20 protein-coding genes are annotated in these 21,264 nt (G+C 64.6%); 14 read left to right on the forward strand and 6 right to left on the reverse strand.

All coding sequences use genetic code 11. From position 1 onward, the window contains the following. The first annotated feature begins 246 nt into the window (after window positions 1–246). The 9 genes from glpK to ACVWY5_RS42545 all read left to right on the forward strand — a co-directional run bounded on the left by glpK (window position 247) and on the right by ACVWY5_RS42545 (window position 11,998). A complete protein-coding gene (glpK, locus tag ACVWY5_RS42505; RefSeq protein WP_028333743.1) occupies window positions 247–1,749 on the forward strand; it encodes a glycerol kinase GlpK in 1,503 nt (500 codons plus the stop codon). Window positions 1,750–2,030: 281 nt separating this feature from the next. Then, entirely contained in the window at window positions 2,031–4,475 is a 2,445-nt protein-coding gene (locus ACVWY5_RS42510; RefSeq protein ID WP_028333742.1) for a penicillin acylase family protein, read from the forward strand. A 768-nt stretch (window positions 4,476–5,243) separates the two neighbouring features. Then, window positions 5,244–5,501, forward strand: a complete 258-nt coding sequence (locus tag ACVWY5_RS42515) for a hypothetical protein (RefSeq protein ID WP_152977611.1) — start codon at window positions 5,244–5,246, stop codon at window positions 5,499–5,501. Between the two features lie 211 nt (window positions 5,502–5,712). After that, the gene (locus tag ACVWY5_RS42520) at window positions 5,713–6,306 is read left to right on the forward strand and encodes a GNAT family N-acetyltransferase (RefSeq protein ID WP_028333741.1); all 594 of its coding nucleotides are present in this window, start codon (window positions 5,713–5,715) and stop codon (window positions 6,304–6,306) included. Window positions 6,307–6,634: 328 nt separating this feature from the next. Further along, window positions 6,635–7,261 (forward strand): glutathione S-transferase family protein, encoded by a 627-nt coding sequence (locus ACVWY5_RS42525; protein ID WP_028333740.1) that lies wholly within the window; start codon window positions 6,635–6,637, stop codon window positions 7,259–7,261. Window positions 7,262–7,727: 466 nt separating this feature from the next. After that, on the forward strand, window positions 7,728–9,143 hold the full coding sequence (gene thrC, locus ACVWY5_RS42530) for a threonine synthase (protein WP_028333739.1): 1,416 nt from the start codon (window positions 7,728–7,730) through the stop codon (window positions 9,141–9,143). Continuing rightward, entirely contained in the window at window positions 9,143–10,432 is a 1,290-nt protein-coding gene (locus tag ACVWY5_RS42535) for a M16 family metallopeptidase (protein ID WP_028333738.1), read from the forward strand. The genes thrC and ACVWY5_RS42535 overlap by 1 nt, the downstream gene beginning before the upstream one ends. Before the next feature lie 212 nt (window positions 10,433–10,644). Beyond that, window positions 10,645–11,232, forward strand: a complete 588-nt coding sequence (locus ACVWY5_RS42540; RefSeq protein ID WP_026191927.1) for a GNAT family N-acetyltransferase — start codon at window positions 10,645–10,647, stop codon at window positions 11,230–11,232. A 115-nt stretch (window positions 11,233–11,347) separates the two neighbouring features. Next, window positions 11,348–11,998 (forward strand): hypothetical protein, encoded by a 651-nt coding sequence (locus ACVWY5_RS42545; RefSeq protein ID WP_028333737.1) that lies wholly within the window; start codon window positions 11,348–11,350, stop codon window positions 11,996–11,998. Between the two features lie 129 nt (window positions 11,999–12,127). On the opposite strand, the gene ACVWY5_RS42550 is transcribed toward ACVWY5_RS42545, so the two are convergent. The 5 genes from ACVWY5_RS42550 to ACVWY5_RS42570 all read right to left on the reverse strand — a co-directional run bounded on the left by ACVWY5_RS42550 (window position 12,128) and on the right by ACVWY5_RS42570 (window position 14,775). Then, window positions 12,128–12,613: a F0F1 ATP synthase subunit B family protein gene (locus tag ACVWY5_RS42550; RefSeq protein WP_028333736.1), complete on the reverse strand. Its 486-nt coding sequence runs from the start codon at window positions 12,611–12,613 to the stop codon at window positions 12,128–12,130. A 3-nt stretch (window positions 12,614–12,616) separates the two neighbouring features. After that, window positions 12,617–13,183 carry a F0F1 ATP synthase subunit B gene (locus ACVWY5_RS42555; RefSeq protein WP_028333735.1) on the reverse strand — a complete coding sequence of 189 codons (567 nt, stop codon included), beginning with the start codon at window positions 13,181–13,183 and terminating at the stop codon, window positions 12,617–12,619. 112 nt (window positions 13,184–13,295) lie between these two features. Further along, a complete protein-coding gene (locus ACVWY5_RS42560; RefSeq protein WP_016847054.1) occupies window positions 13,296–13,526 on the reverse strand; it encodes a F0F1 ATP synthase subunit C in 231 nt (76 codons plus the stop codon). A gap of 55 nt (window positions 13,527–13,581) precedes the next feature. Continuing rightward, the gene (locus tag ACVWY5_RS42565) at window positions 13,582–14,331 is read right to left on the reverse strand and encodes a F0F1 ATP synthase subunit A (RefSeq protein ID WP_016847053.1); all 750 of its coding nucleotides are present in this window, start codon (window positions 14,329–14,331) and stop codon (window positions 13,582–13,584) included. 72 nt (window positions 14,332–14,403) lie between these two features. After that, window positions 14,404–14,775 (reverse strand): AtpZ/AtpI family protein, encoded by a 372-nt coding sequence (locus ACVWY5_RS42570; RefSeq protein WP_028333733.1) that lies wholly within the window; start codon window positions 14,773–14,775, stop codon window positions 14,404–14,406. Window positions 14,776–15,049: 274 nt separating this feature from the next. Here ACVWY5_RS42570 and ACVWY5_RS42575 point away from each other — a divergent pair, with 274 nt between their 5' ends. The 3 genes from ACVWY5_RS42575 to ACVWY5_RS42585 all read left to right on the forward strand — a co-directional run bounded on the left by ACVWY5_RS42575 (window position 15,050) and on the right by ACVWY5_RS42585 (window position 16,967). Next, window positions 15,050–15,673 carry a 2-hydroxychromene-2-carboxylate isomerase gene (locus ACVWY5_RS42575; RefSeq protein WP_028333732.1) on the forward strand — a complete coding sequence of 208 codons (624 nt, stop codon included), beginning with the start codon at window positions 15,050–15,052 and terminating at the stop codon, window positions 15,671–15,673. A 30-nt stretch (window positions 15,674–15,703) separates the two neighbouring features. After that, a complete protein-coding gene (locus ACVWY5_RS42580) occupies window positions 15,704–16,228 on the forward strand; it encodes a hypothetical protein (RefSeq protein ID WP_028333731.1) in 525 nt (174 codons plus the stop codon). Window positions 16,229–16,493: 265 nt separating this feature from the next. Beyond that, window positions 16,494–16,967, forward strand: coding sequence for a secondary thiamine-phosphate synthase enzyme YjbQ (locus ACVWY5_RS42585; protein WP_028333730.1), 474 nt, complete (start codon window positions 16,494–16,496; stop codon window positions 16,965–16,967). Between the two features lie 97 nt (window positions 16,968–17,064). On the opposite strand, the gene ACVWY5_RS42590 is transcribed toward ACVWY5_RS42585, so the two are convergent. After that, window positions 17,065–18,690, reverse strand: a complete 1,626-nt coding sequence (locus tag ACVWY5_RS42590) for an MFS transporter (protein WP_080667053.1) — start codon at window positions 18,688–18,690, stop codon at window positions 17,065–17,067. 349 nt (window positions 18,691–19,039) lie between these two features. On the opposite strand from ACVWY5_RS42590, the gene ACVWY5_RS42595 reads away from it, so the two are divergent. Together ACVWY5_RS42595 and ACVWY5_RS42600 are read left to right on the forward strand one after the other, a co-directional pair. Next, complete coding sequence (locus ACVWY5_RS42595) at window positions 19,040–19,714, forward strand: response regulator (protein WP_028333728.1); 675 nt, start codon at window positions 19,040–19,042, stop codon at window positions 19,712–19,714. A gap of 78 nt (window positions 19,715–19,792) precedes the next feature. Beyond that, window positions 19,793–21,088 (forward strand): lactonase family protein, encoded by a 1,296-nt coding sequence (locus ACVWY5_RS42600; protein ID WP_244978816.1) that lies wholly within the window; start codon window positions 19,793–19,795, stop codon window positions 21,086–21,088. Window positions 21,089–21,264: the final 176 nt, after the last annotated feature.

Consider the following 21,264-nt stretch of genomic DNA (forward strand, 5'->3'; position numbering starts at 1 on the left):
CTTCGCGGACCCGTTGGCGCGCGTCAGAGAATGTAGGTGCATGAATCACCAGCGGCACCAAGCATTCAATGTTGTCCCGGCCTAGTGCGCAATTGCGCACTAGGCCGGGACGACAGCGGAGCGTGTGGCGCCACTCGCGCCTTAGGACCACGGGTCGCTCACCACCACCTCCCCAAGCTTGACCTTGCCACGGTAATCCGCTCCTTTGGCCTTGACGCATTCTCCTAAGCGCCAAAGGAAACGCTCATGTCTTTCGTGCTGGCCATCGATCAGGGCACCACATCGTCGCGCGCCATGGTGTTTCGCGGCGACATCTCCATCGCCGCCGTCGCGCAGCAAGAGTTTCCGCAGCATTTCCCCGCCTCCGGCTGGGTCGAGCACGAGCCGGAGGATATCTGGACCTCGACCGTGATGGTGTGCCGCGAGGCGCTGGAGAAGGCCGGCCTCAAGGCGAAGGACATCGCCGCGATCGGCATCACCAACCAGCGCGAGACCACCGTGGTGTGGGACCGCGCCACAGGACAGGCCGTGCACCGCGCCATCGTCTGGCAGGACCGCCGCACCGCCGACATCTGCGCCAGGCTCAAGGCCGAGGGCCATGAGCCGGCGATCTCGGCCAAGACCGGCCTGATCATCGATCCTTATTTCTCCGGCACAAAAGTGGCCTGGATCCTCGATCACGTGCCGGGCGCGCGCGAGCGCGCCGAGCGCGGCGAGCTGCTGTTCGGCACCGTCGACTGCTATTTGCTGTGGCGGCTCACCGGTGGAAGAGTCCACGCCACCGACGCCACCAATGCCTCGCGCACGCTGCTGTTCAACATCCACACCGGCGCCTGGGACGACGACCTCGTCAACCTCTTGCGCGTGCCGCGCTCGATGCTTCCCGAGGTGAAGGATTCCTCCGCCCGGTTCGGCGAGAGCACCGCCGATTTGTTCGGTGGGCCGATCGCGATCTCCGGGATTGCCGGCGACCAGCAGGCCGCGACCATCGGCCAGGCCTGCTTCGAGCCCGGCATGATGAAGTCGACCTACGGCACCGGCTGCTTCGCGCTGCTCAACACCGGCACCACGCCGGTGGCCTCGAAGAACAAACTGCTCACCACCATCGCCTACCAGCTCGGCGGCCAGCGCACCTACGCGCTCGAGGGCTCGATCTTCGTCGCCGGCAGCGCGGTGCAGTGGCTGCGCGACGGGCTCGGCATCATCAAGCACGCCGCCGAGACCGGGCCGCTCGCCGATAAATCGGACAGCATGCAGAGCGTCTATTTGGTGCCCGCCTTCGTCGGTATGGGCGCGCCGTACTGGAATCCGCGCGTGCGCGGCGCGCTGTTCGGGCTGACCCGCAACACCGGCCCGGCCGAGCTCGCGCATGCGACGCTGGAGAGCGTCTGCTACCAGACCTTCGATCTGTGGGCCGCGATGCGCACCGACTGGCCGGAGGCCAACGCCGCCAACACCGTGCTGCGCGTCGACGGCGGCATGACCGCCTCCGACTGGACCATGCAGCGGCTCGCCGATCTGCTCAACGCCCCGGTCGATCGCCCGATGATCCAGGAGACCACGGCTCTGGGAGCCGCCTATCTCGCCGGCCTCGATGCCGGCGTCTATCCGGAGCCGACAAAATTCGCCGACAACTGGCGGCTCGAGCACCGCTTCAGGCCGGCGATGAGCCAGGCGACGCGCGAGCGCAAGCTCGCCGGCTGGGCCCGCGCCGTGAAGGGCGTGCTGGCGAGCGACGAGGGGGAGTGATGAACTGATGTTGCGGCAAGCTCGCTGCACCTCTCCCGCTTGCGGGGTCGAGACGAGCGAAGCTCACTCTTAGGTCGTAGCGCATCGTCGGATGCACTACGGATCGGGGGCTCTCTCCTCACCAAGAGTGTCGCAAGCGGCGAAACTCCCACCCTGACCCTCTCAGCGCGAGCTTTGCCCGTCGCGACCCGCAAGCGGGAGAGGGGGCGAAGCTTCGCTGCGGCTGCTGTTCAATCTCGCCAAGTGTGCACAACAATCAATAACAACCATCGGAGAACAACATGAACACGGATCTCAACCGCGTCGCCAAGCTACTCACTGCCGCACTCTGCGCCGCAATACTTGCTGCACCCACCACCGCGCGTGAGAAGCCGAGCCCGCTCGTCGCGGCGCGCGAGGTCAAGACCGACGTCGCCGGGCTGAAGGCGCCGGGGCAGATCCTGGTCGATGTCTGGGGCATCCCGCACATCTATGCCGGCAACGAGCACGACCTGTTCTTCCTGCAGGGCTTCAATGCCGCGCGCGATCGGCTCTGGCAGATCGATCTCTGGCGCAAGCGCGGGCTCGGCCTCCTGGCGAAGGACTTTGGCCCCGCTTATGCCGAGCAGGACAAGGCGCTGCGTCTGTTCCTCTATCGCGGCGACATGAATGCGGAATGGGCCGCCTATGGCCCGAAGGCGAAATCCTATGCAGAGGCGTTCGTCGCCGGCGTCAACGCCTATGTCGCCGACGTCCAGGCGGGCAAGCGCGCGCTGCCGATCGAGTTCAGGATCGCAGGCACGATGCCGGACCTGTGGTCGGCGGAGGATGTCGTGCGCGTCCGCAGCCATGGTCTCACGCGCAACGTCGCCTCCGAGGTGAAGCGTTCGCGGGTCGCCTGCGCCGCCGGCCTCGATGCCGATCGCTTCCGCGTCAAGCTGGAGCCCGCCTGGACCACCAGGATCCCCGACGGGCTCGATCCCTGCAGCGTGCCGAAGGCGGTGCTCGCCGCCTACGATCTTGCCACGCGGCCGGTGAAGTTCGCCGCGCCGAAGGACCAGAAGGCGGCGCTGGCGCATGATCCCGACACGTACCTCGCCGAGGCCGACCAGCAGCGCGACACCATCGGCTCCAACAACTGGGTGATCGCGGCAACGCGCACCGCGACCGGACGTCCGATCCTCGCCAACGATCCGCATCGCGAGCACTCGGTGCCGTCGCTGCGCTACATCGTCGGCCTCAACGCGCCCGGCATCTCCGTGATCGGCGCCGGCGAGCCGGCGCTGCCGGGCATCTCGATCGGCCACAACGACACCATCGCGTTCGGGCTGACCATCTTCAACGTCGACCAGGAAGACCTCTACGTCTACGAGCTCAACCCCGACAATCCGAACCAGTACCGCTATGGCAGCGGCTGGGAGGACATGCGGATCGTGCATGAGAAGGAAGTGGTGAAGGGCGAGGCCGACCGCGACCTCGAGCTGAAGTTCACCCGCCACGGCCCGGTGATCTTCGTCGACGCCGACAACAAGCATGCCTTCGCGGTGCGCTCGATCTGGTTCGAGCCAGGCACCTCGGCCTATTTCGGCTCGTCCGACTACATGACGGCGAAGAACTGGAACGGCTTCCTCGGCGCGATGCGGCGCTGGGGCGCGCCGTCGGAGAACCAGGTCTATGCCGACACGTCAGGCAACATCGGCTGGGTCGCCGCCGGCAAGACGCCGCGCCGCACCAGTTTCGACGGCCTGATGCCGGTGCCCGGCGACGGCCGCTACGAGTGGCAGGGCTTTCTGTCGCTCGACGAGTTGCCGAAGCTGTATCAGCCGAAGCAGGGCTTTATCGCCACCGCCAACCAGATGAATCTGCCGGCGGATTATCCGGTGGGTGAGCGCAGGGTCGGATTCGAATGGGCCGACAGCGCGCGCTGGCAGCGCATCACCGAGGTGCTGCAGGCCAACAGCAAGGTGACGCTGGCGGACGCGATGGCGCTGCAGAACGACGACACCGGCATGCTCGCGCGGCGCCTCGTCGCGCTGCTGAAGCCGCTCACGTCGGATGACGCGAACGTCAGGAAGGGCCTCGATCTGCTCAAGGCGTGGGATGCGCGTGATGCGGCCGATAGCGCGGCCGCCGCGGTCTACGAGGTGTGGATCGCAAACCATCTCGGCCCGGTGCTGCTCAAGACCACCGCGCCGAAGGCGGCCGAACTGATCGCGCCGGAGGCCTCCAGCATCTCCGCCATTGTCGGCTATCTCGAAAAGCCGGACGTGGCGCTCGGCAGCGATCCGGCAGCGGAGCGCGACCGCGTGCTGCGCGACAGTCTCGGCGAGGCGGTCGCCGATGTCACCGACAAGCTCGGGAGCGATGCGTCGACCTGGCGCTGGGGCCGGCTGCATGTCGCGCAATTCAATCACGCGCTGATGCCGCTCGCCGACAAGGCGACCGCGGCGCAGATGCAGGTCGGCCCGCTCGCCTTTGGCGGCGCCGCCAACGTGCCGCGCGCCGCCACCTATCGCCGCTCCGACTATCATCTGATCTCCGGCGCTTCATTCCGCATGGTGCTCGATGTCGGCAATTGGGATGCGAGCCGCGCCGTCAACACGCCCGGCCAATCCGGCGATCCCTTCAGCGGCCACTACCGCGACCTCGCGCCGCTATGGGCGACGGGCCAGTATGTGCCGCTGCTCTACAGCCGCAGCGCCGTCGAAGCCGCAACCGCGGAAGCGATCACGCTGACGCCAAGGTGAGCAGGGCGGTCGCCCAAAACTCCACTGTCGTCCCGGGCAAGCGAAGCGCGACCCGGGACCCATAACCACGAATGCTGATTGTCTTGCGATGTTGAGGCCGCAGCTTGCCTTATCAACTCAACCCTGTGGTAATGGGTCCCAGCTCCCGTGCGCAATTGCGCACTAGGCCGGGACGACACCGAGTGTTCAGCACCGCTGTAGCCGCAACCGCGGAGGCGATCACGCTGACGCCGAGGTGAGGGGGCGAGTACGTCTCACTGGCTGCGCCACAAACTCCGCCGTCGTCCCGGCGAAGGCCGGGACCCATAACCACGAATGCCAATTGTCTGGCGATGTCGAGGCCACAGCGTCGTTCAACAACGTAGTCCTGTGGTAGTGGTCCCGGCTCCCGTGCGCAATTGCGCACTAGGCCAGGACGACGTCAAACGTGTGGCGAGCACCGCGCTCACTTTTCCTGCTTCTCCTGAAGGCGGAAGCGCGACCCGGGATTCATCCATGCGAATGCCGACGCGGACTGCGGCGGTCAGCCACTATTCACTTTGTGCCATCAACGTGGCGGCGCATCGGGATCACTACAAGTTGACGTTTGCGATTTGCGCATGGACTTCCCGCGACGCTGTGCGCGGGGGTCCAAGAAGCGTCGGCCTCTGCCTGCTAGTCTGACCGATCGTGATCGCCGCCGGCCTGTGACGGTTTTCACATCCGGCGCGAGCACGTATTTTCTGGAAGCGATTGAAAGCTCAGCTGGTTACTTCACAGGAGCTGACCATGACGAAAATCATTCTTGTTTCGATCGCAGTTGCTTCTCTGTCCACGGCGGCACTCGCCGATGCACGCACGGCGCAAAACAGGGCCCACCAGCGTCTCGTGATGGGTACCACACTAAGTCCTGCCGTGCTCAATGCCAACGCCAGTCTCAATGGCGACGTCAGCGACCGCGCGATGCGTATGCGGAGTCTTCGCGAGTCCGGCTACAACCCGAAGAACGATTTCGACGCCAACGGCAACGTATGGGTCGGCAACTAACCGAGTACGGGAGGGCTTGGGGAGCCCTCCCTCAAAGCGCGTTCAAACTGATTTATCCCGCTCGTTGGACCTGGCCGCTCGAATGAGCAGCAGCGGATGCGGCGGATTACCTCGTCTGATTCTCCTGACCAGGCATTGCGCGCAGCGTTGCATTGCATCCGCGGCGACGTGCGGTTATGTCCCGCCGACAGCCTGCAACAGAGGTCGCGTGATGCTGCTGCCCGACGGTTACTCCGACATCCCCCACGGCAAGATCGCTGCCGTCGTCACCCATCTGGAAATGACCGCGCGTCCGCCGCTGCGCGATGATCCGCCCGGCGCGTGGCGCCTGTGCAAGGTCGATCCGCCCGCGCTCGACTGGTATCGCGATATCTATCGCCGGGTCGGCGAGGAGTGGCTGTGGTTCACCCGCACCGGGCTCGATGACGCTGATCTCGCCTCGAGGATCCACGGCCCCGGCAACGAGCTCTACGGGTTGGCCGTCGACGGCCAGGATGAGGGCCTGCTCGAACTTGATTTCAGCGTGGCCGACGAATGCCAGCTGCTGTATTTCGGCGTCACCGCAAGATTCATCGGTACCGGCGCCGCGCGCTTCCTGATGAACCGCGCGCTCGAGATCGCCTGGTCGCGCGACATCAGCCGCGTCTGGGTACACACCTGCACCTTCGACCATCCCTCGGCCGTTGCGTTCTACCAGCGCTCCGGCTTCCGCCCGTTCAAGCGGCAGATCGAGGTGGCGGATGATCCGAGGCTCGACGGGACGCTACCGCGCGATGCGGCGAGGCACGTGCCGGTGATCGGGTAGCTGCTGCCACAAACTCCGCCGTCGTCCCGCGCAAGCGCAAGCGCGACCCGGGACCCATAACCACCGAAGTGAGTTGGTTTGCGTCGCTGGGGCTCCAGCCTTTACCACAACGGGGGCAGGTGGTTATGGTCCCTGCTTTCGCAGGGACGACACTGAATATGAGGGTCAATTGCCGGCATGCGTCACTGGAATGACTCAGTGTCTTGCAACGCCGCGCAGCCCATCTAGGATGGTGCAAAGCGCAACCCTTGACCCGGCTCGGCCGCACGCTTCGAAAGCCCTGCTTTCGCGGCAGCGGCCTGCCGCGGCGTGACCGACGAGATGACAGATGTTTTTGATCGGCCAGTACGACTCGCCCTTTGTCCGCCGCACCGCGATCGCGCTGCGACTCTATGGATTGCCGTTCGAGCACAAGCCGTGGTCGACCTTCGGCGATGCGGAGGAGGTCGCGGCCTACAATCCGCTGCGACGGGTGCCGACGCTGGTGCTCGACGATGGCGAGGCGCTGATCGAGAGCGGTGCGATCCTGGATTATCTCGACGAACTGGTCGGGCCGGACAAGGCGATGATCGCGCGCTCGGGCGAGGGGCGGCGCAAGCATCTGCGCGTTACGGCGCTGGCGACCGGGCTTGCCGACAAGGCGGTGAGCCTTGTCTATGAGCGGGTGCTACGCAAGGAGCAGTTGAAACTCTGGGTCGAGCGCTGCGAGGCGCAGATCGCGGGCGTGCTCGCGGTGCTGGAGCAGGAGCGCGCGGCGGTGCAGACGCCTTATTGGTTGGGCGATCGCATCGGCCATGCCGACATCGCGGTGGCCTGCGCGCTGCGCTTCACCGGCGAGGCGCATCCGCACCTGTTCGACGCGCGCTATCCGGCGCTCAAGGCCCACGCCGCGCGCTGCGAGGCGCTGCCGCCGTTCCAGGAGATCGTGCAGCCGCTGGCGCCGCCGAAGGGGTAGGGGGGGCGCGTCTTCCTCCGTCGTCATTCCTCGGTGCGCAATCGCGCACCTGAGGGCGTGCGGAGCATGAATCCATTTGGCCCGATGGATTCCGGGTTCTCGCTTCGCGAGCCCCGGAATGACGAAGAAATGCCGTGCAGCAAACTCCTCGTCGTCCTGGCGAAAGCCAGGACCCATTACCCCAAATCTTAATTGCTGCGCGATGCTGGGGCCGCCATCCCGTTCATCACCGAGTGCGGTGGTTATGGGTCCTGGCTTTCGCCAGGACGACGGCGGTGAATGCGGAGCCGGTGATGGTCAGTCGCGGGCAACACCACCCCCCGCGTCTGGGCGACCCCGCAGCGCTTCGGGCTACCCATTGCCGGTCCGATCTTCTATGGTGAACCGTTCGGGTCGCACGAGGCGAACTCGATAATTCCATGATATCAAAGGCTTAAGGCTCGGATCGAAGCCTTTGGAGGGCGGTTTGACGCGGTATATTTCGACCAGGGGCGAGGCCCCGGTGCTCGGCTTCTGCGATGTGATGCTGACCGGGCTTGCCCGTGACGGCGGGCTCTACGTGCCCGAGACCTGGCCGCAACTGTCGCCCGAGACCATCGCCACCTTCTTCGGCCGTCCCTATTGGGAGGTCGCGGTCGAGATCATCCGTCCGTTTGTCGCCGGCGAGATTTCCGACGCCGAGCTCGGCCGCATGGCCAACGAGGCCTATGCCACGTTCCGCCATCCCGCGGTGGTGCCGCTCGACCAGGCCGGGCCGAACCAGTTCCTGCTCGAGCTGTTCCACGGGCCGACCCTGGCGTTCAAGGACGTCGCGATGCAGCTGATCTCGCGGCTGATGGATCACGTGCTGGCCAAGCGCGCGCAGCGCACCACCATCGTGGTCGCGACGTCGGGCGATACCGGCGGCGCCGCGGTCGAGGCTTTTGCCAATCTCGACAATGTCGACCTCGTGGTGCTGTTCCCGAACGGGCGCATCTCCGAGGTGCAGCGCCGCATGATGACGACGACCGGCGCCGCCAACGTCCACGCGCTCGCGATCGAAGGCACCTTCGACGATTGCCAGGCGCTGGTGAAGGCGATGTTCAACAACCATCGCTTCCGCGACCAGGTGGCGCTGTCGGGCGTCAACTCGATCAACTGGGCGCGCATCGTCGCGCAGGTGGTCTATTACTTCACCTCGGCGGTCGCGCTCGGCTCGCCGCAGCGCACCGTCGACTTCACGGTGCCGACCGGCAATTTCGGCGACATCTTCGCGGGCTATGTCGCCAAGCGGATGGGGCTGCCGATCCGGAACTTGCGCATCGCCGCCAACGTCAACGACATCCTGGCGCGCACGCTGAAGACCGGCATCTACGAGGTGCGCGAGGTGCACGCCACGACGTCGCCGTCGATGGACATCCAGGTGTCCTCGAACTTTGAGCGGCTGCTGTTCGAGGCGAGCGGCCGCGACGCCGATCAGGTTCGCCGCCTGATGGCCTCGCTGAAGCAGTCCGGCCGCTTCGTGCTGCCGGATGCGACGCTGGCCGCCGTGCGCCGTGATTTCGACGCCGGCCGCGCCGACGAGACCGAGACGGCGGCCGCGATCCGCGCCGCCTGGCGCGAGGCGGGCGATCTGGTCGATCCCCACACCGCCGTGGCGCTCGCGGTCGCCGACCGCGACACCTCGGATTCCAAGATCCCGAACATCGTGCTGTCGACCGCGCACGCGGCCAAATTCCCCGACGCGGTGGAAGCCGCCTGCGGGGTGCGTCCGCAGCTGCCGGTCTGGCTCGGAGGCCTGATGAGCAAATTCGAACATATCACGGTCATGAAGAATGATTCCGCCGAGGTCGAGCGCTTCGTGCTGTCGGTCAGCCGTGCTGCCAAGCAGGGAGTTGCCTGATGGGCGTTGAAATCACCAAGCTGCCGAGCGGCTTGACGATCGTCACCGACACCATGCCGCACCTGGAAACCGCGGCGCTCGGGGTCTGGGCCGGCGTCGGCGGGCGCGACGAGAAGCCGAACGAGCACGGCATCTCGCATCTGCTCGAACACATGGCGTTCAAGGGCACGGCGCGGCGCTCCTCGCGCGAGATCGTCGAGGAGATCGAGGCGGTCGGTGGCGACCTCAATGCCGGGACCTCGACCGAGACCACGGCCTATTATGCGCGGATGATGAAGGCGGATGTGCCGCTGGCGCTCGACGTGCTCTCCGACATCCTCGCCAACCCCACCTTCGTGCCGGATGAGCTGGAGCGCGAGAAGAGCGTCATCGTGCAGGAGATCGGCGCGGCGCAGGATACCCCCGACGACGTCGTGTTCGAGCATCTCAACGAGCTCTGCTATCCGGAGCAGCCGATGGGCCGCTCGCTGCTCGGCACCGCCAAGACGCTGAAGGCCTTCGACCGCGACATGCTGCGCGGCTATCTCTCGACGCATTACCGCGCCCCCGACATGGTGGTCGCGGCCGCCGGCGCGGTCGATCACACGCGGATCGTCGAGGACGTCACGCAGAAGTTTGCAAGCTTCGACGCCACGCCGGCGCCGCAGCCGCAGGCCGCGATGTTCGGCACGGGCGGCTCGCGGGTGGTGCATCGCGATCTCGAGCAGGCGCATCTGACGCTGGCGCTCGAAGGCGTGCCGCAGACCGACCCCTCGCTGTTCTCGCTGCAGGTCTTCACCAACACGCTCGGCGGCGGGATGTCGTCGCGGCTGTTCCAGGAGGTGCGGGAGAAGCGCGGACTGTGCTACTCGATCTACACCTTCCACGCGCCCTACACCGACACCGGCTTCTTCGGCCTCTACACCGGGACCGATCCGGCGGATGCGCCGGAAATGATGGAAGTCATCGTCGACGTCATCAACGACGCGGTCGAAACCCTGACCGAGGCCGAGGTCGCCCGCGCCAAGGCGCAGATGAAGGCCGGCCTGTTGATGGCGCTGGAAAGCTGTTCATCGCGGGCCGAACAATTGGCACGCCATGTGCTAGCCTATGGTCGGCCGCAGACGGTGGAAGAACTGGTGGCCCGGATCGACGCGGTCAGCGTCGAATCGAGCCGCAACGCCGCCCGTGCCCTGCTGGCGCGCAGCCGGCCCGCCGTTGTTGCGCTCGGCAGCGGCAGGGGTCTGGACACGGCGGTGGCTTTTGCGGAAGGATTGACGAAGTCGAAGGCAAAGACGCTGCTGCATTGAGAGTTCTGCTTACCTCGCCCCGCGCGTGCGGGGAGAGCATAGGCCGCCTATCGGCGGCCGTTGACGGACATACACCGAGGCGAGCCTCGGCTATGGCCGAAGGCTTCGGGTGAGGGGTAGAGCCGCAAAACCGAATCTGCGGTAAGACCCCCCACCCCGACCCTCTCCCCGCAAGGGCGGGGCGAGGGAGAAGTGGCGGGGAGTGTTGGGCCATGGCCCTGTTTCGTTTGCCGTCCAATGGACCCGCTGCACTGATGCCGCGCGGTCACGGGCTGTTGCTGCGCGCGCCGCAGATGTCGGATTTCCCGCAATGGGCGCAATTGCGCGAATTCAGCCGCGCCTATCTCACGCCGTGGGAACCGATCTGGCCCTCCGACGACCTGACCCGCGCCGGCTTCCGCCGGAGGCTGCGCCGCTACACCGAGGATATCGCCGCCGACCGCTCCTATCCGTTCATCATCTTCCGCGAATCGGACGGGGTGATGATCGGCGGCATCACGCTCGCCAATGTCCGCCGCGGCATCGTGCAGGCCGGCACGATCGGCTATTGGGTCGGGCTGCCGCATGCCCATCGCGGCTACATGACGACGGCGCTGCGGGTACTGCTGCCCTCGCTGTTCGGCGAGCTCAACCTGCACCGCATCGAGGCGGCCTGCATTCCCTCCAATGCCTCGTCGATCCGCGTGCTGGAGAAGTGCGGCTTCACCCGCGAGGGCCTGGCGCGACGCTATCTCTGCATCAACGGGATCTGGCAGGACCACCTGCTGTTCGGCCTGCTGCACGAGGATTTCCGCGGCTGATCCGTAAGCCTTTTTGCGGAGGGCGGTGCCGCCCTCGATGCCTTGGGTTCGCCGCCATTGCCTTGCTATAACGGCCGCGAAACAGGGAACCCGGTTGGGAAATTTGAGGATATTGATGGGTGAAAGGGTGATCAGGTTCGCGCTCGCAGCGGCGGTATCGATCGGTCTCGGTGCCACGCTGCTGCCTTCGGCAGCTTCCGCGCAGTCGCTGAGCGACCGCTTCAAGAGCCTGTTCGGCGGCGGTTCGTCCGACCAGGACAAGCCGGCGACGCCCGCGGCGCCGCAGCAGCTCAACGATGCCGACGCTGAACTGACCTGCCCGCCGGTACAGATTCGCTCCGGGGCCTCGACCTATTCGGTGGCCGCGAACGGCAAGGAAGCGGTCGGCAACGACGTCAAGTTCCTGGCCTCGATCACGCGCACGGCGCGGCAATGCAATCTGAACAGCGGTCAGATCACGGCCAAGATCGGTATCCAGGGGCGGATCATCGTCGGACCCCAGGGCGCGCCACCGAGCATTCAGGTGCCGCTGCGCGTCGCCGTGGTGCAGGGCGGCGTCGGCGAGAAGACCATCATGACCAAGGCCTACACCACCACGGTGCAGATGGACGAAAGCGGCAGCGTGCCATTCAGCCTGGTTGCCGAGGACGTCGTCTATCCGGCGCCGTCGCCGGCCGACAACGACAATTACATCTTCTATATCGGCTTCGACCCGCAGGCCCTGAAGCCGGAGCCCAAGGCCCGCGCGCCGCACAAGAAGAAGTAACAGAACGTTTTCGAGCGAAGTGGACAACCGGTTCGCGTGAAGAAAGCGCGTCAAACGGACGAATTTGGACAAAGGAAAAGGCCGGCGCGATGAGCTCGCGCCGGCCTTTTTTAAGGAGTTGAGATCGCGTCAGTTCAGCTTGGAGCGGACTTCCGCGATGCCCTTGCCGACGAGGTCGTCGGCAACCGAGCCCTTGACCGACTGCGACAGGATGGTCGAGGCGGCGGTCACGGCGGCGTTGGCCGCGGCGGCGCGGACATCGGCCACGGCCTGGGCCTCGGCCTGGGCGATCTTGCTCTCGGCGGTCTTGGTCCGCCGCGCGACAAAATCTTCCATCTTGGTCTTGGCTTCGGCCGCGATCCGCTCGGCTTCGGCCTTGGCGCTGGAGATGATCTCCTCGGCCTCGCGCTCCGCGCTGGCGCGGCGCGCCTTGTACTCGCCGAGCAGCTTATTGGCCTCGTCCTTCAGGCGGCGGGCGTCTTCCAGCTCGGCCTTGATGCGCTCGGCGCGGTGGTCGAGCGCCGTCAGCAGGGTGCGATGGACGCCGAGATAGCCGAACACGACCAGCAGAATGACGAAGGCGATCGCAACCCAGGTTTCCGGTTCGTAAAACATCGTCTATCCCTTCAGCGACGCGTCGACGGCGCTGTTGACCGCATTGGCGTCCGGCGTGACGCCGGCAAGTTGCTGGACGATGGCGCCGGCCGCATCCGCCGCGATGCCGCGGACGTTGCTCATGGCGTTGGTCCTCGTCGTTGCGATCTGCTTCTCGGCGTCGGCGAGCTTTGCCGCCAGCTTCGCTTCCAGCGCCTTGCGCTCGGCTTCCGAGGCCGCGTTCAGCTTCTCGCGGGTCTCGTTGCCGATCGCCTGCGCGTTGGCGCGCGCATTCGCCAGCTCGGTCTCGTAGGCCTTCAGCGCCGCGTCGGACTCGTCCTTCAGCTTCTGCGCCTCGGCCAGATCGCCCTCGATCTTGTTCTGACGTGCATCGATCGTCCCGCCGACGCGCGGCAGGGCGATTCGCGACACGATCAGGTAGAGCGCGACAAATGCAATCGCCAGCGACACCAACTGCGAGGCGAAATTGGACGAATCGAACGGCGGAAAGGCTCCGCCGTGATGTCCGCCATCGGTCTCGGTGTGGGCGCCGGCTTTCTGGCCTTTTGCCTCGCCATGACTCTCAGCCATGGTGTTCTCCTGTTGCTGTCATGCGCGCCGCCCTTGGAACGACCCTTGGGCGGCGCGAAGGGGTTACCGCAAAGCGGAACCGGGTTACCGCAGAGCGGAACCGGGGTGCCGCTCAGAGCGGAACGAACAGCAGGAGCAGCGCGATCAGCAGCGAGAAGATGCCGAGCGCTTCGGTCACGGCGAAGCCGAAGATCAGGTTGCCGAACTGGCCCTGAGCGGCCGACGGGTTACGCACCGCAGCGGCGAGGTAGTTGCCGAAGATGATGCCCACGCCGACGCCCGCGCCGCCCATGCCGATGCACGCGATGCCCGCGCCGATAAGTTTTGCTGCTGCCGGTTCCATATGTAGCTCCTTGAGAAAGATAGACAGATTGGTGGGTGGAGATTCCCCGGACCGCTTAGTGTCCCGGATGAATGGCGTCGTTGAGGTAGATGCAGGTCAGGATCGCGAACACGTAGGCCTGCAGGAACGCGACCAGCAGTTCGAGCGCGTACAGCGCAATGGTGAGCGCCAGCGGCAGCACGCCGCCGACCCAGCCGAGCGCGCCCAGCGAGAAGCCGAGCATCGCGACGAAGCCCGCGAACACCTTCAATGCGATGTGGCCGGCCAGCATGTTGGCGAACAGACGAACGCTGTGCGAGACCGGCCGCAGGAAGAACGACAGGATCTCGATGAACATGACCAGCGGCAGGATGTAGATCGGAACGCCGTGGGGGACGAAGATGCTGAAGAATTTCAGGCCGTTCTTGTAGACGCCGTAGATCAGGACGGTGAAGAACACCAAAAGCGCGAGCGCCGCGGTGACGATCAGGTGGCTCGCGATCGTGAAGGTGTAGGGGATGACGCCGACCAGGTTCGAGACGCAGAGGAACATGAAGAGCGAGAAGATCAGCGGGAAGAACTTCATGCCTTCCGCGCCGGCCGTGCTGCGAATCGTGGTGGCGACGAACTCGTAGGAGATTTCGGCGACCGACTGCAGCCGTCCCGGAACCAGTTCCCGGCCGCTCGCCAGCATCAGCAGCGCAATCAGCAGCACTGCGATGAGCATGAAGAGCGAGGAATTGGTGAAGGCGATCGTGTGATTGCCGATGTGGCCGAGCGTGAAGAGGGGCTCGATATTGAACTGGTGAATCGGGTCGATTTTCATCCGCGCGGCTCTTGGTCCACCGGCTATCGTGCCGGTAATCGAATTTCAAATGTCGTGACTTCCCGCCAGCGCTCAGCGCTTGCCCGAGGCCACGCCCGCGGACCTCACCACGTTGACCACCCCGGCGACGAAGCCGAGCAGCGTTAACACGATGAAGCCGAATGGCGACGTCGACAGCAAACGGTCGAACCCCCAGCCAATCGCCGCTCCGACGGCAACGCCCGCGATCAGCTCCGAGGAAAGACGAAAACCGAGCGCCATCGCCGAAGCTCTGGCCGCACTGTCCCCGCCTTCAGTACCGGATTGATCAGTCTTGCTCCTGCGGCTGTCGCGAATTTCTGACAACCGATGATCGAGACTTCCGAGCCTTGCGGAAAGCGCAGCTTCGTCAGGAGGCGATTGATCGCGACTTCCATTTGCGCCGTCGTTGGTGTTCTCAGCCATGCTGGGAACACTAACCGATGCCGCGGATGATGGAAATTGCGCCCGTCCCCGTCAAAAGCCGCGCGGACCATACTTACCGCGTCTAATCAAGTCAAGATTGCGTCGTAACCAGTTATTGCTTTGATTCTGCTGGTTTTATTTGGAGATATTCAAGGTCAGAGTGACGCAGTGATCGCAGTGCAACAGCTTGCGTGGCATTGAGCGATATTGCGTGGCTTTTCCCGCTCTGCTGGGATCGCCGAAAGTCCCGTCCTCTCACGCAGTCAGGTTCCGCATGCCGCGCCAGATCGATTACTACTTCTCGCTGCAATCCCCCTGGGCCTATATCGGCCACAAGCCCTTCGTTCGACTCATAAGCACTTACGATCTCAAGGTAAATTACCGGCCCGTGCTGCTGGTCGATCTGTTCTCGGAGACCGGCGGACTGCCGCTCGCCAAGCGCCATCCGGTGCGGCAGCGCTATCGGATGATCGAGTTGCAGCGCTGGCGCGACAAGCGGGGGCTGAATTTTCATCTGCAGCCGGCCAACTGGCCGTTCAACGGGCGCCTTGCCGACGGCGTGGTGATCGCGATGCTCGAGTCCGGCCTCGACCCCGAGCCGTTCTTGCAACGGGCCTATCCCGCGGTGTGGGAGCAGCAGCTTAATCTTGCTGATCCTGCGACGCTGGTGAAGCTCGCCGACGATGCCGGTTTGCCCGGCCGGCAACTGGTCGAGCGCTCCGGCACTGAAGCGATCAGCGCGGCCTATGAGCAGAATCGCCAGAATGCATTGGACGCCGACGTGTTCGGCTCGCCCGGATACGTGCTCGATGGCGAGGTGTTCTGGGGCCAGGACCGGATCGAATTGCTTGAAGACGCGTTGAAGTCGGGCCGCAAGCCCTATAGCTCTGTGGTCTAGGGCAGGAATCAGGTTGAGGCGGAGCAAGCCATGCCCATCGCGATGTCGCCGTCGAAATTGTCCATCGCAATTGCTGCCATCCTGATCGCAAGCGGCGGCGCGGCGATCGCGCAAACCGCGCCGGACACCGAAAATGGCCGCTACGCATTATCACCCGCCGGCGATGGTTTTCTGCGGCTCGACACGCGCACCGGCGCGGTGTCGACCTGCACCAATTCCAGCGCCGGCTGGGCCTGTTACATGGTGCCGGACGAGCGGGCGGCGCTGGACACCGAGATCGGGCGCCTGCAAGCCGACAACGACAAGCTCAAGGGTGAGCTCGCCGCGCGCGCACCGTCGGCCAAGACCGACGAGGCGTTGCCGAAATCGGATCAGCTGAAGAAGGCGGAGCCCAAGACCGAGCCGAAGGTCGCCGAGGGCGAGCGCAAGATCGAGATCCCGCTGCCGAGCGACCGCGACATGGATCGCATGATGTCGTTCCTGGAACGGGCCTGGCGGCGGCTGATCGAGATGGCCAACCGCGTGCAGCGCGACGTCAATGGCGGCAAGATTTGATTTTGTGCCGACACTGTTACGACAGCGTCGTCCCGGCGAAAGCCGGGACCCATACGCCGCGGCCTCTCGATTTCGATGACTCGGAGTTGATGTCTCGCCGAACTAAAGCATGATCCGGAAAAGTGCGAAGCGGTTTTCCGAAGAGATCATGCTCAAACAAAGAGCTAAGGCGCGATGACGATTCAACCTAATCTCATCGCGCTTTAATGAACATCGGTGGTTATGGGTCCCGGCCTTCGCCGGGACGACATAGTGAGAGTTACAGATGAACTCATCGAGGACCATCACGCACTCGGCGCCATCCTCCGTCGCGGCAACCAGCATCGTGTCGTCGCGCTTGACCGTCGAAACGTCGAGCGCCGGCTTCACCGACATCACGCGCGAGGTCGCCAAATTCCTGCGCGAGGCGCGCGCCGGCGAGGGTGCGGTCACGCTGTTCATCCGCCACACCTCGGCCTCGCTGACGATCCAGGAGAATGCCGATCCGACCGTGCTGGTCGATCTGATGACGGCGCTCGACCGTGCGGCGCCCGAAGACGGCGGCTGGCGTCACGACACCGAAGGCCCTGACGACATGCCGGCGCACATCAAGTCCATGCTGACGGCGACCTCGCTGCAGGTCCCCGTGCTCGACGGCGAGATGGCGCTCGGCACCTGGCAGGGCATCTATCTGATCGAGCATCGCGCCCGCCCGCACCGGCGCGAGATCGTACTGCAATTCATCGGCGCTACGCGCTGACGTGCGCGATCCATCTCTTAAGACCTGGCCTCCAAATGACATCGGCCGCGGATCGCTCCGCGGCCGATGCAGTTTGATTTGATCGCGATGTCGACGGTCAGGTCTTGGTGATGTCGACGTCCTTGGTTTCCGGAATGAACAGCGCGCCGACCACGACGGTGATTGCGGCGAAGATGACCGGATACCAGAGACCGGAGTAGATATCGCCGGTCGAGGCGGTGATCGCGAACGCGGTCGCCGGGAGCAGGCCGCCGAACCAGCCGTTGCCGATATGATAGGGCAGCGACATCGAGGTGTAGCGGATGCGGGTCGGGAACAGTTCGACCAGCATGGCGGCGATCGGGCCGTAGACCATGGTGACATAGAGCACCAGGATGAACAGCAGGCCGATGACCGAGGCCACCTGCGGACGGAAGACATCGAACGGGTGCGACATCTTCACGATGCCGGCGTCACCCGGCTTCGGATAGCCCGCCGCCTGTACCGCCGCGAGGATTGCGGGGTTCGATGTCTTGGCGTCCGTATACGGCACTTCCTTGTCGTTGATCAGGATCTTCACCGGCGAGCCGGCCGGGCCCGGCACCGTCGAATATTTCACCGACGATTGGGCAAGGAAGGCGCGGGCGGTGTCGCAAGGCGCCGTGAAGACACGGGTGCCGACCGGGTTGAACAGATCGCCGCAGCCCGCGGGATCGGCAACGACCTGCACCTTGATCGACTCGTAAGCCTTTTCCAGCGCCGGATTGGCGTTGGTCGTGATCATCTTGAAGATCGGGAACAGCGTGAGTGCGCCGATCAGGCAGCCCGCCAGGATGATCGGCTTGCGGCCGATCTTGTCCGACAGCGCGCCGAACACCAGGAAGAAGCCGGTGCCGAGCAACAGAGACCAGGCGATCAAGAGGTTGGCGGTGTAGCCGTCGACCTTCAGGATCGATTGCAGGAAGAACAGTGCGTAGAACTGGCCCGTGTACCAGATCACCGCCTGGCCCATGGTCAGGCCGAGCAGCGCGAGGATCACGATCTTGGCGTTGCTCCAGGTCGCGAAGGCCTCGGTCAGCGGCGCCTTCGAGGTCTTGCCCTCATCCTTCATCCGCTGGAACACCGGCGATTCGTTCAGCCGCAGCCGGATCCAGACCGAGATGCCGAGCAGCAGCACCGACACCAGGAACGGAATTCGCCAGCCCCAGTCCGCGAAGTCCTTCTCACCGGTGATGGTTCGGGTGAACAGGATCACCAGCAGCGACAGGAACAGGCCGAGCGTTGCCGTGGTCTGGATGAACGAGGTGTAGTAACCGCGCTTGCCGGGCGGCGCGTGCTCGGCGACGTAGGTCGCGGCACCACCATACTCGCCGCCGAGCGCGAGGCCCTGCAGCAGGCGCAGCGAGATCAGGATGATCGGCGCCGCGATGCCGATGGTCTTGGCGTTGGGCAGCAGGCCGACGATGAAGGTCGACAGGCCCATGATCAGGATGGTGACGAGGAAGGTGTATTTGCGACCGACGATGTCGCCGACCCGGCCGAACACGATCGCGCCGAACGGGCGCACCAGGAAGCCCGCCGCGAACGCCAGCAACGCGAAGATGTCGCGGGTCGCCGGCGGATAGTCGGAGAAGAACTGCGCGCCGATGATGCCGGCCAGCGAACCGTAGAGATAGAAGTCGTACCACTCGAACACGGTGCCGAGCGACGACGCGAGGATGACGAAGCGCTCATCCTTCGTCATGCCGGCGGGCCGCGCCGAACTTGCAGTCATTGTAGACATCTGGATAGCTCCCCCCGAAATATTGCTGCCATGCTCGCCCCCGGCTGGCGGGTGAGGCCCGAATGGGCCCTCGGCTTGAGATGAAGGTAACATCGCAGTGAAACCCGCCCCAATAAGACTTTTGGCCTTTTCAGGATCGAACCTATCTTCAGAAGGAAGAGCAGGATGGAACGCCTCCGCAGGCGTCTATTGCGGCGCACAAGCTGCGCGGGTTAACTGCGTTGGCATCTGGTATTATCAAGCGCTTGCGTGATACTGCCGCGCGGGCGAAAACCGGGCGACGCGGGTTAAGCCCGCTTGTGGGACTGAGATGACTGCTGCTGCCAATACTCATCTTGTCATCGCCGACGACCATCCGTTGTTCCGCGATGCGTTGCGCCAGGCGGTGTCGAGCGTCGTGACTTCGGCCACGATCAGCGAGGCCGGATCGTTCGAGGACCTGACCGCGCTGTTGGAGCGGGACTCCGAGGTCGACCTGATCCTGCTCGATCTGAGCATGCCGGGGATCAGCGGCTTCTCCGGCTTGATCTATCTGCGGGCGCAGTATCCGGCGATCCCGGTGGTGATTGTCTCCGCCAGCGACGATGCCGGAACCATCCGCCGCTCGCTCGACTTCGGCGCCTCCGGTTTCATTCCCAAGCGCTTCGGCGTCGAGACGCTGCGGGATGCCATCATGAAGGTGATGGAGGGCGACGTCTGGGTGCCGCCGGACACCGATCTGTCGGCGGCTGGCGATCCCGACATGACGCGGCTGCGCGACCGGCTGGTGACGCTGACCCCGCAGCAGGTGCGGGTGCTGATGATGCTGTCCGAGGGGCTGCTCAACAAGCAGATCGCCTATGAGCTCGGCGTCTCCGAAGCGACCATCAAGGCCCATGTCTCGGCGATCCTGCAGAAGCTCGGCGTCGAAAGCCGCACCCAAGCCGTGATCGCCGCCGCCAAGATCGCCGGCGGCCAATGGCGCCAGGGCACGCCGCCGACGTAGTCCCGAGCAACTCCAGCTGTGATTGCCGGGCTCGGGCCACGGCATCGCGAGCCGGCGGGTGGCGCGAATGCGCGCCCGATGGCAGGCTTCCGGCGAAGCCATCCAGATCCTCACTCAAAGTGCGCGTCGGTAGAAAACCGGGTATCCTGTCCGGCATCGGCCCGTGAGAGGCCGCGTGCTTTTGGGGAGAACGCCATGACTTCGGTAACTCGTGTCGCCGGACTATCTCTGGCTGCGGCAATCCTTCTCGGTGCCGGCTTTTTCAATTGCGCTCAGGCCAAGCCGCTGATGATCGTCGGCCTGGATGAGAAGCTGTTATGGGATGACGACGGCAAGCCGGTGTTGTCAGCGCCCGGCAAGGATCAAGTGCTGATCGTCGATCTCGCCGATCCCGAGAACCCGAAGATTGCGGCTTCTCTCCCATTGAAGAACTCGGTGGTCGGTCCCCCGGTCAACGTTGCTATCGATCCGACCGGAGCCGTGGCGCTGGTCGCGGACTCGGTTGACGTGGTGAAGGAAGGCGACGCTCTGAAGCAGGTGCCGGACAACAAGATCTATGTGATCGATCTCAAGACGACCCCGCCCAAGCTGGCCGCGACCATTGCTGGCGGAAAGCAGCCATCAGGATTGAGCTTCAGTCCCGATGGCAAGATGGCGTTGGTCGCCAACCGCGGGGACAATTCGATCAGCGTACTTTCGGTCAACGGCACTGACGTCAAGATCACCGACACGATATCGATGCCTGACAGTGTCGCACATGTCGCGTTCGCGCCAGACGGCAAGCACGCGCTGGTCGCGCGTTTTCCCGCGCACAAGATATCGGTGCTCGATATCGCCGGCGACAAAGTCACCTACACCAAGATAGACCTGCCGGCCGGCCAATGGCCTTACAATGTCGCAGTGACCCCGAACAGCAAGATCGCGTTGACGTCGGACAATGGCAACTCAGGCGCGTCGGACGGCAGCGTCGACACGGCCAGCGTCATCGATCTCGAAGCGAAGCCGCCGCGCATCATCGATCGCGTGGTGGTCGGCGATGGACCGGAGGGGCTTGGCGTCAGTCCGAAGGGGGATCTCGCAGTCTCGGTGATCCTGCGCGGCTCGAACATGAAGAATGCGTTCTTCCATGAGAAGAACGGCAGCGTCTCGGTCCTGAAGATCGACGGCAAGAAAGTGACCAAGACCGGAGATATCGAAGTCGGTGGACTGCCTGAGGCCGCGGTCTTCACGCCTGACGGAAAATACATCCTGGTCGGGAACTACCTCAGCCAGGATTTCTCGATCCTCAAGGTCGACGGAACCAACGTTACCGACACAGGCAAGCGCTTTCAGGTGCCAGGGCACCCGGCGTCGGCCGGAATGGGACCGAACTGAACCGACGCTTGGCGATCTTGCGGAGCATGTGATTTTCGGTTGAGCCGGCCACTCCGCAGGCTCGCTTCACCTCTCGCGCTTACGGGAGGGAGCGCAGTGTCCTTGCGGCGCCTTCATGATGCGATTCGATCCAATTGCATCATGATCCAAAGCGAGATGCGCGCCCGGATTGCGCC

It is taken from the genome of Bradyrhizobium sp. USDA 3256 (assembly GCF_054058275.1).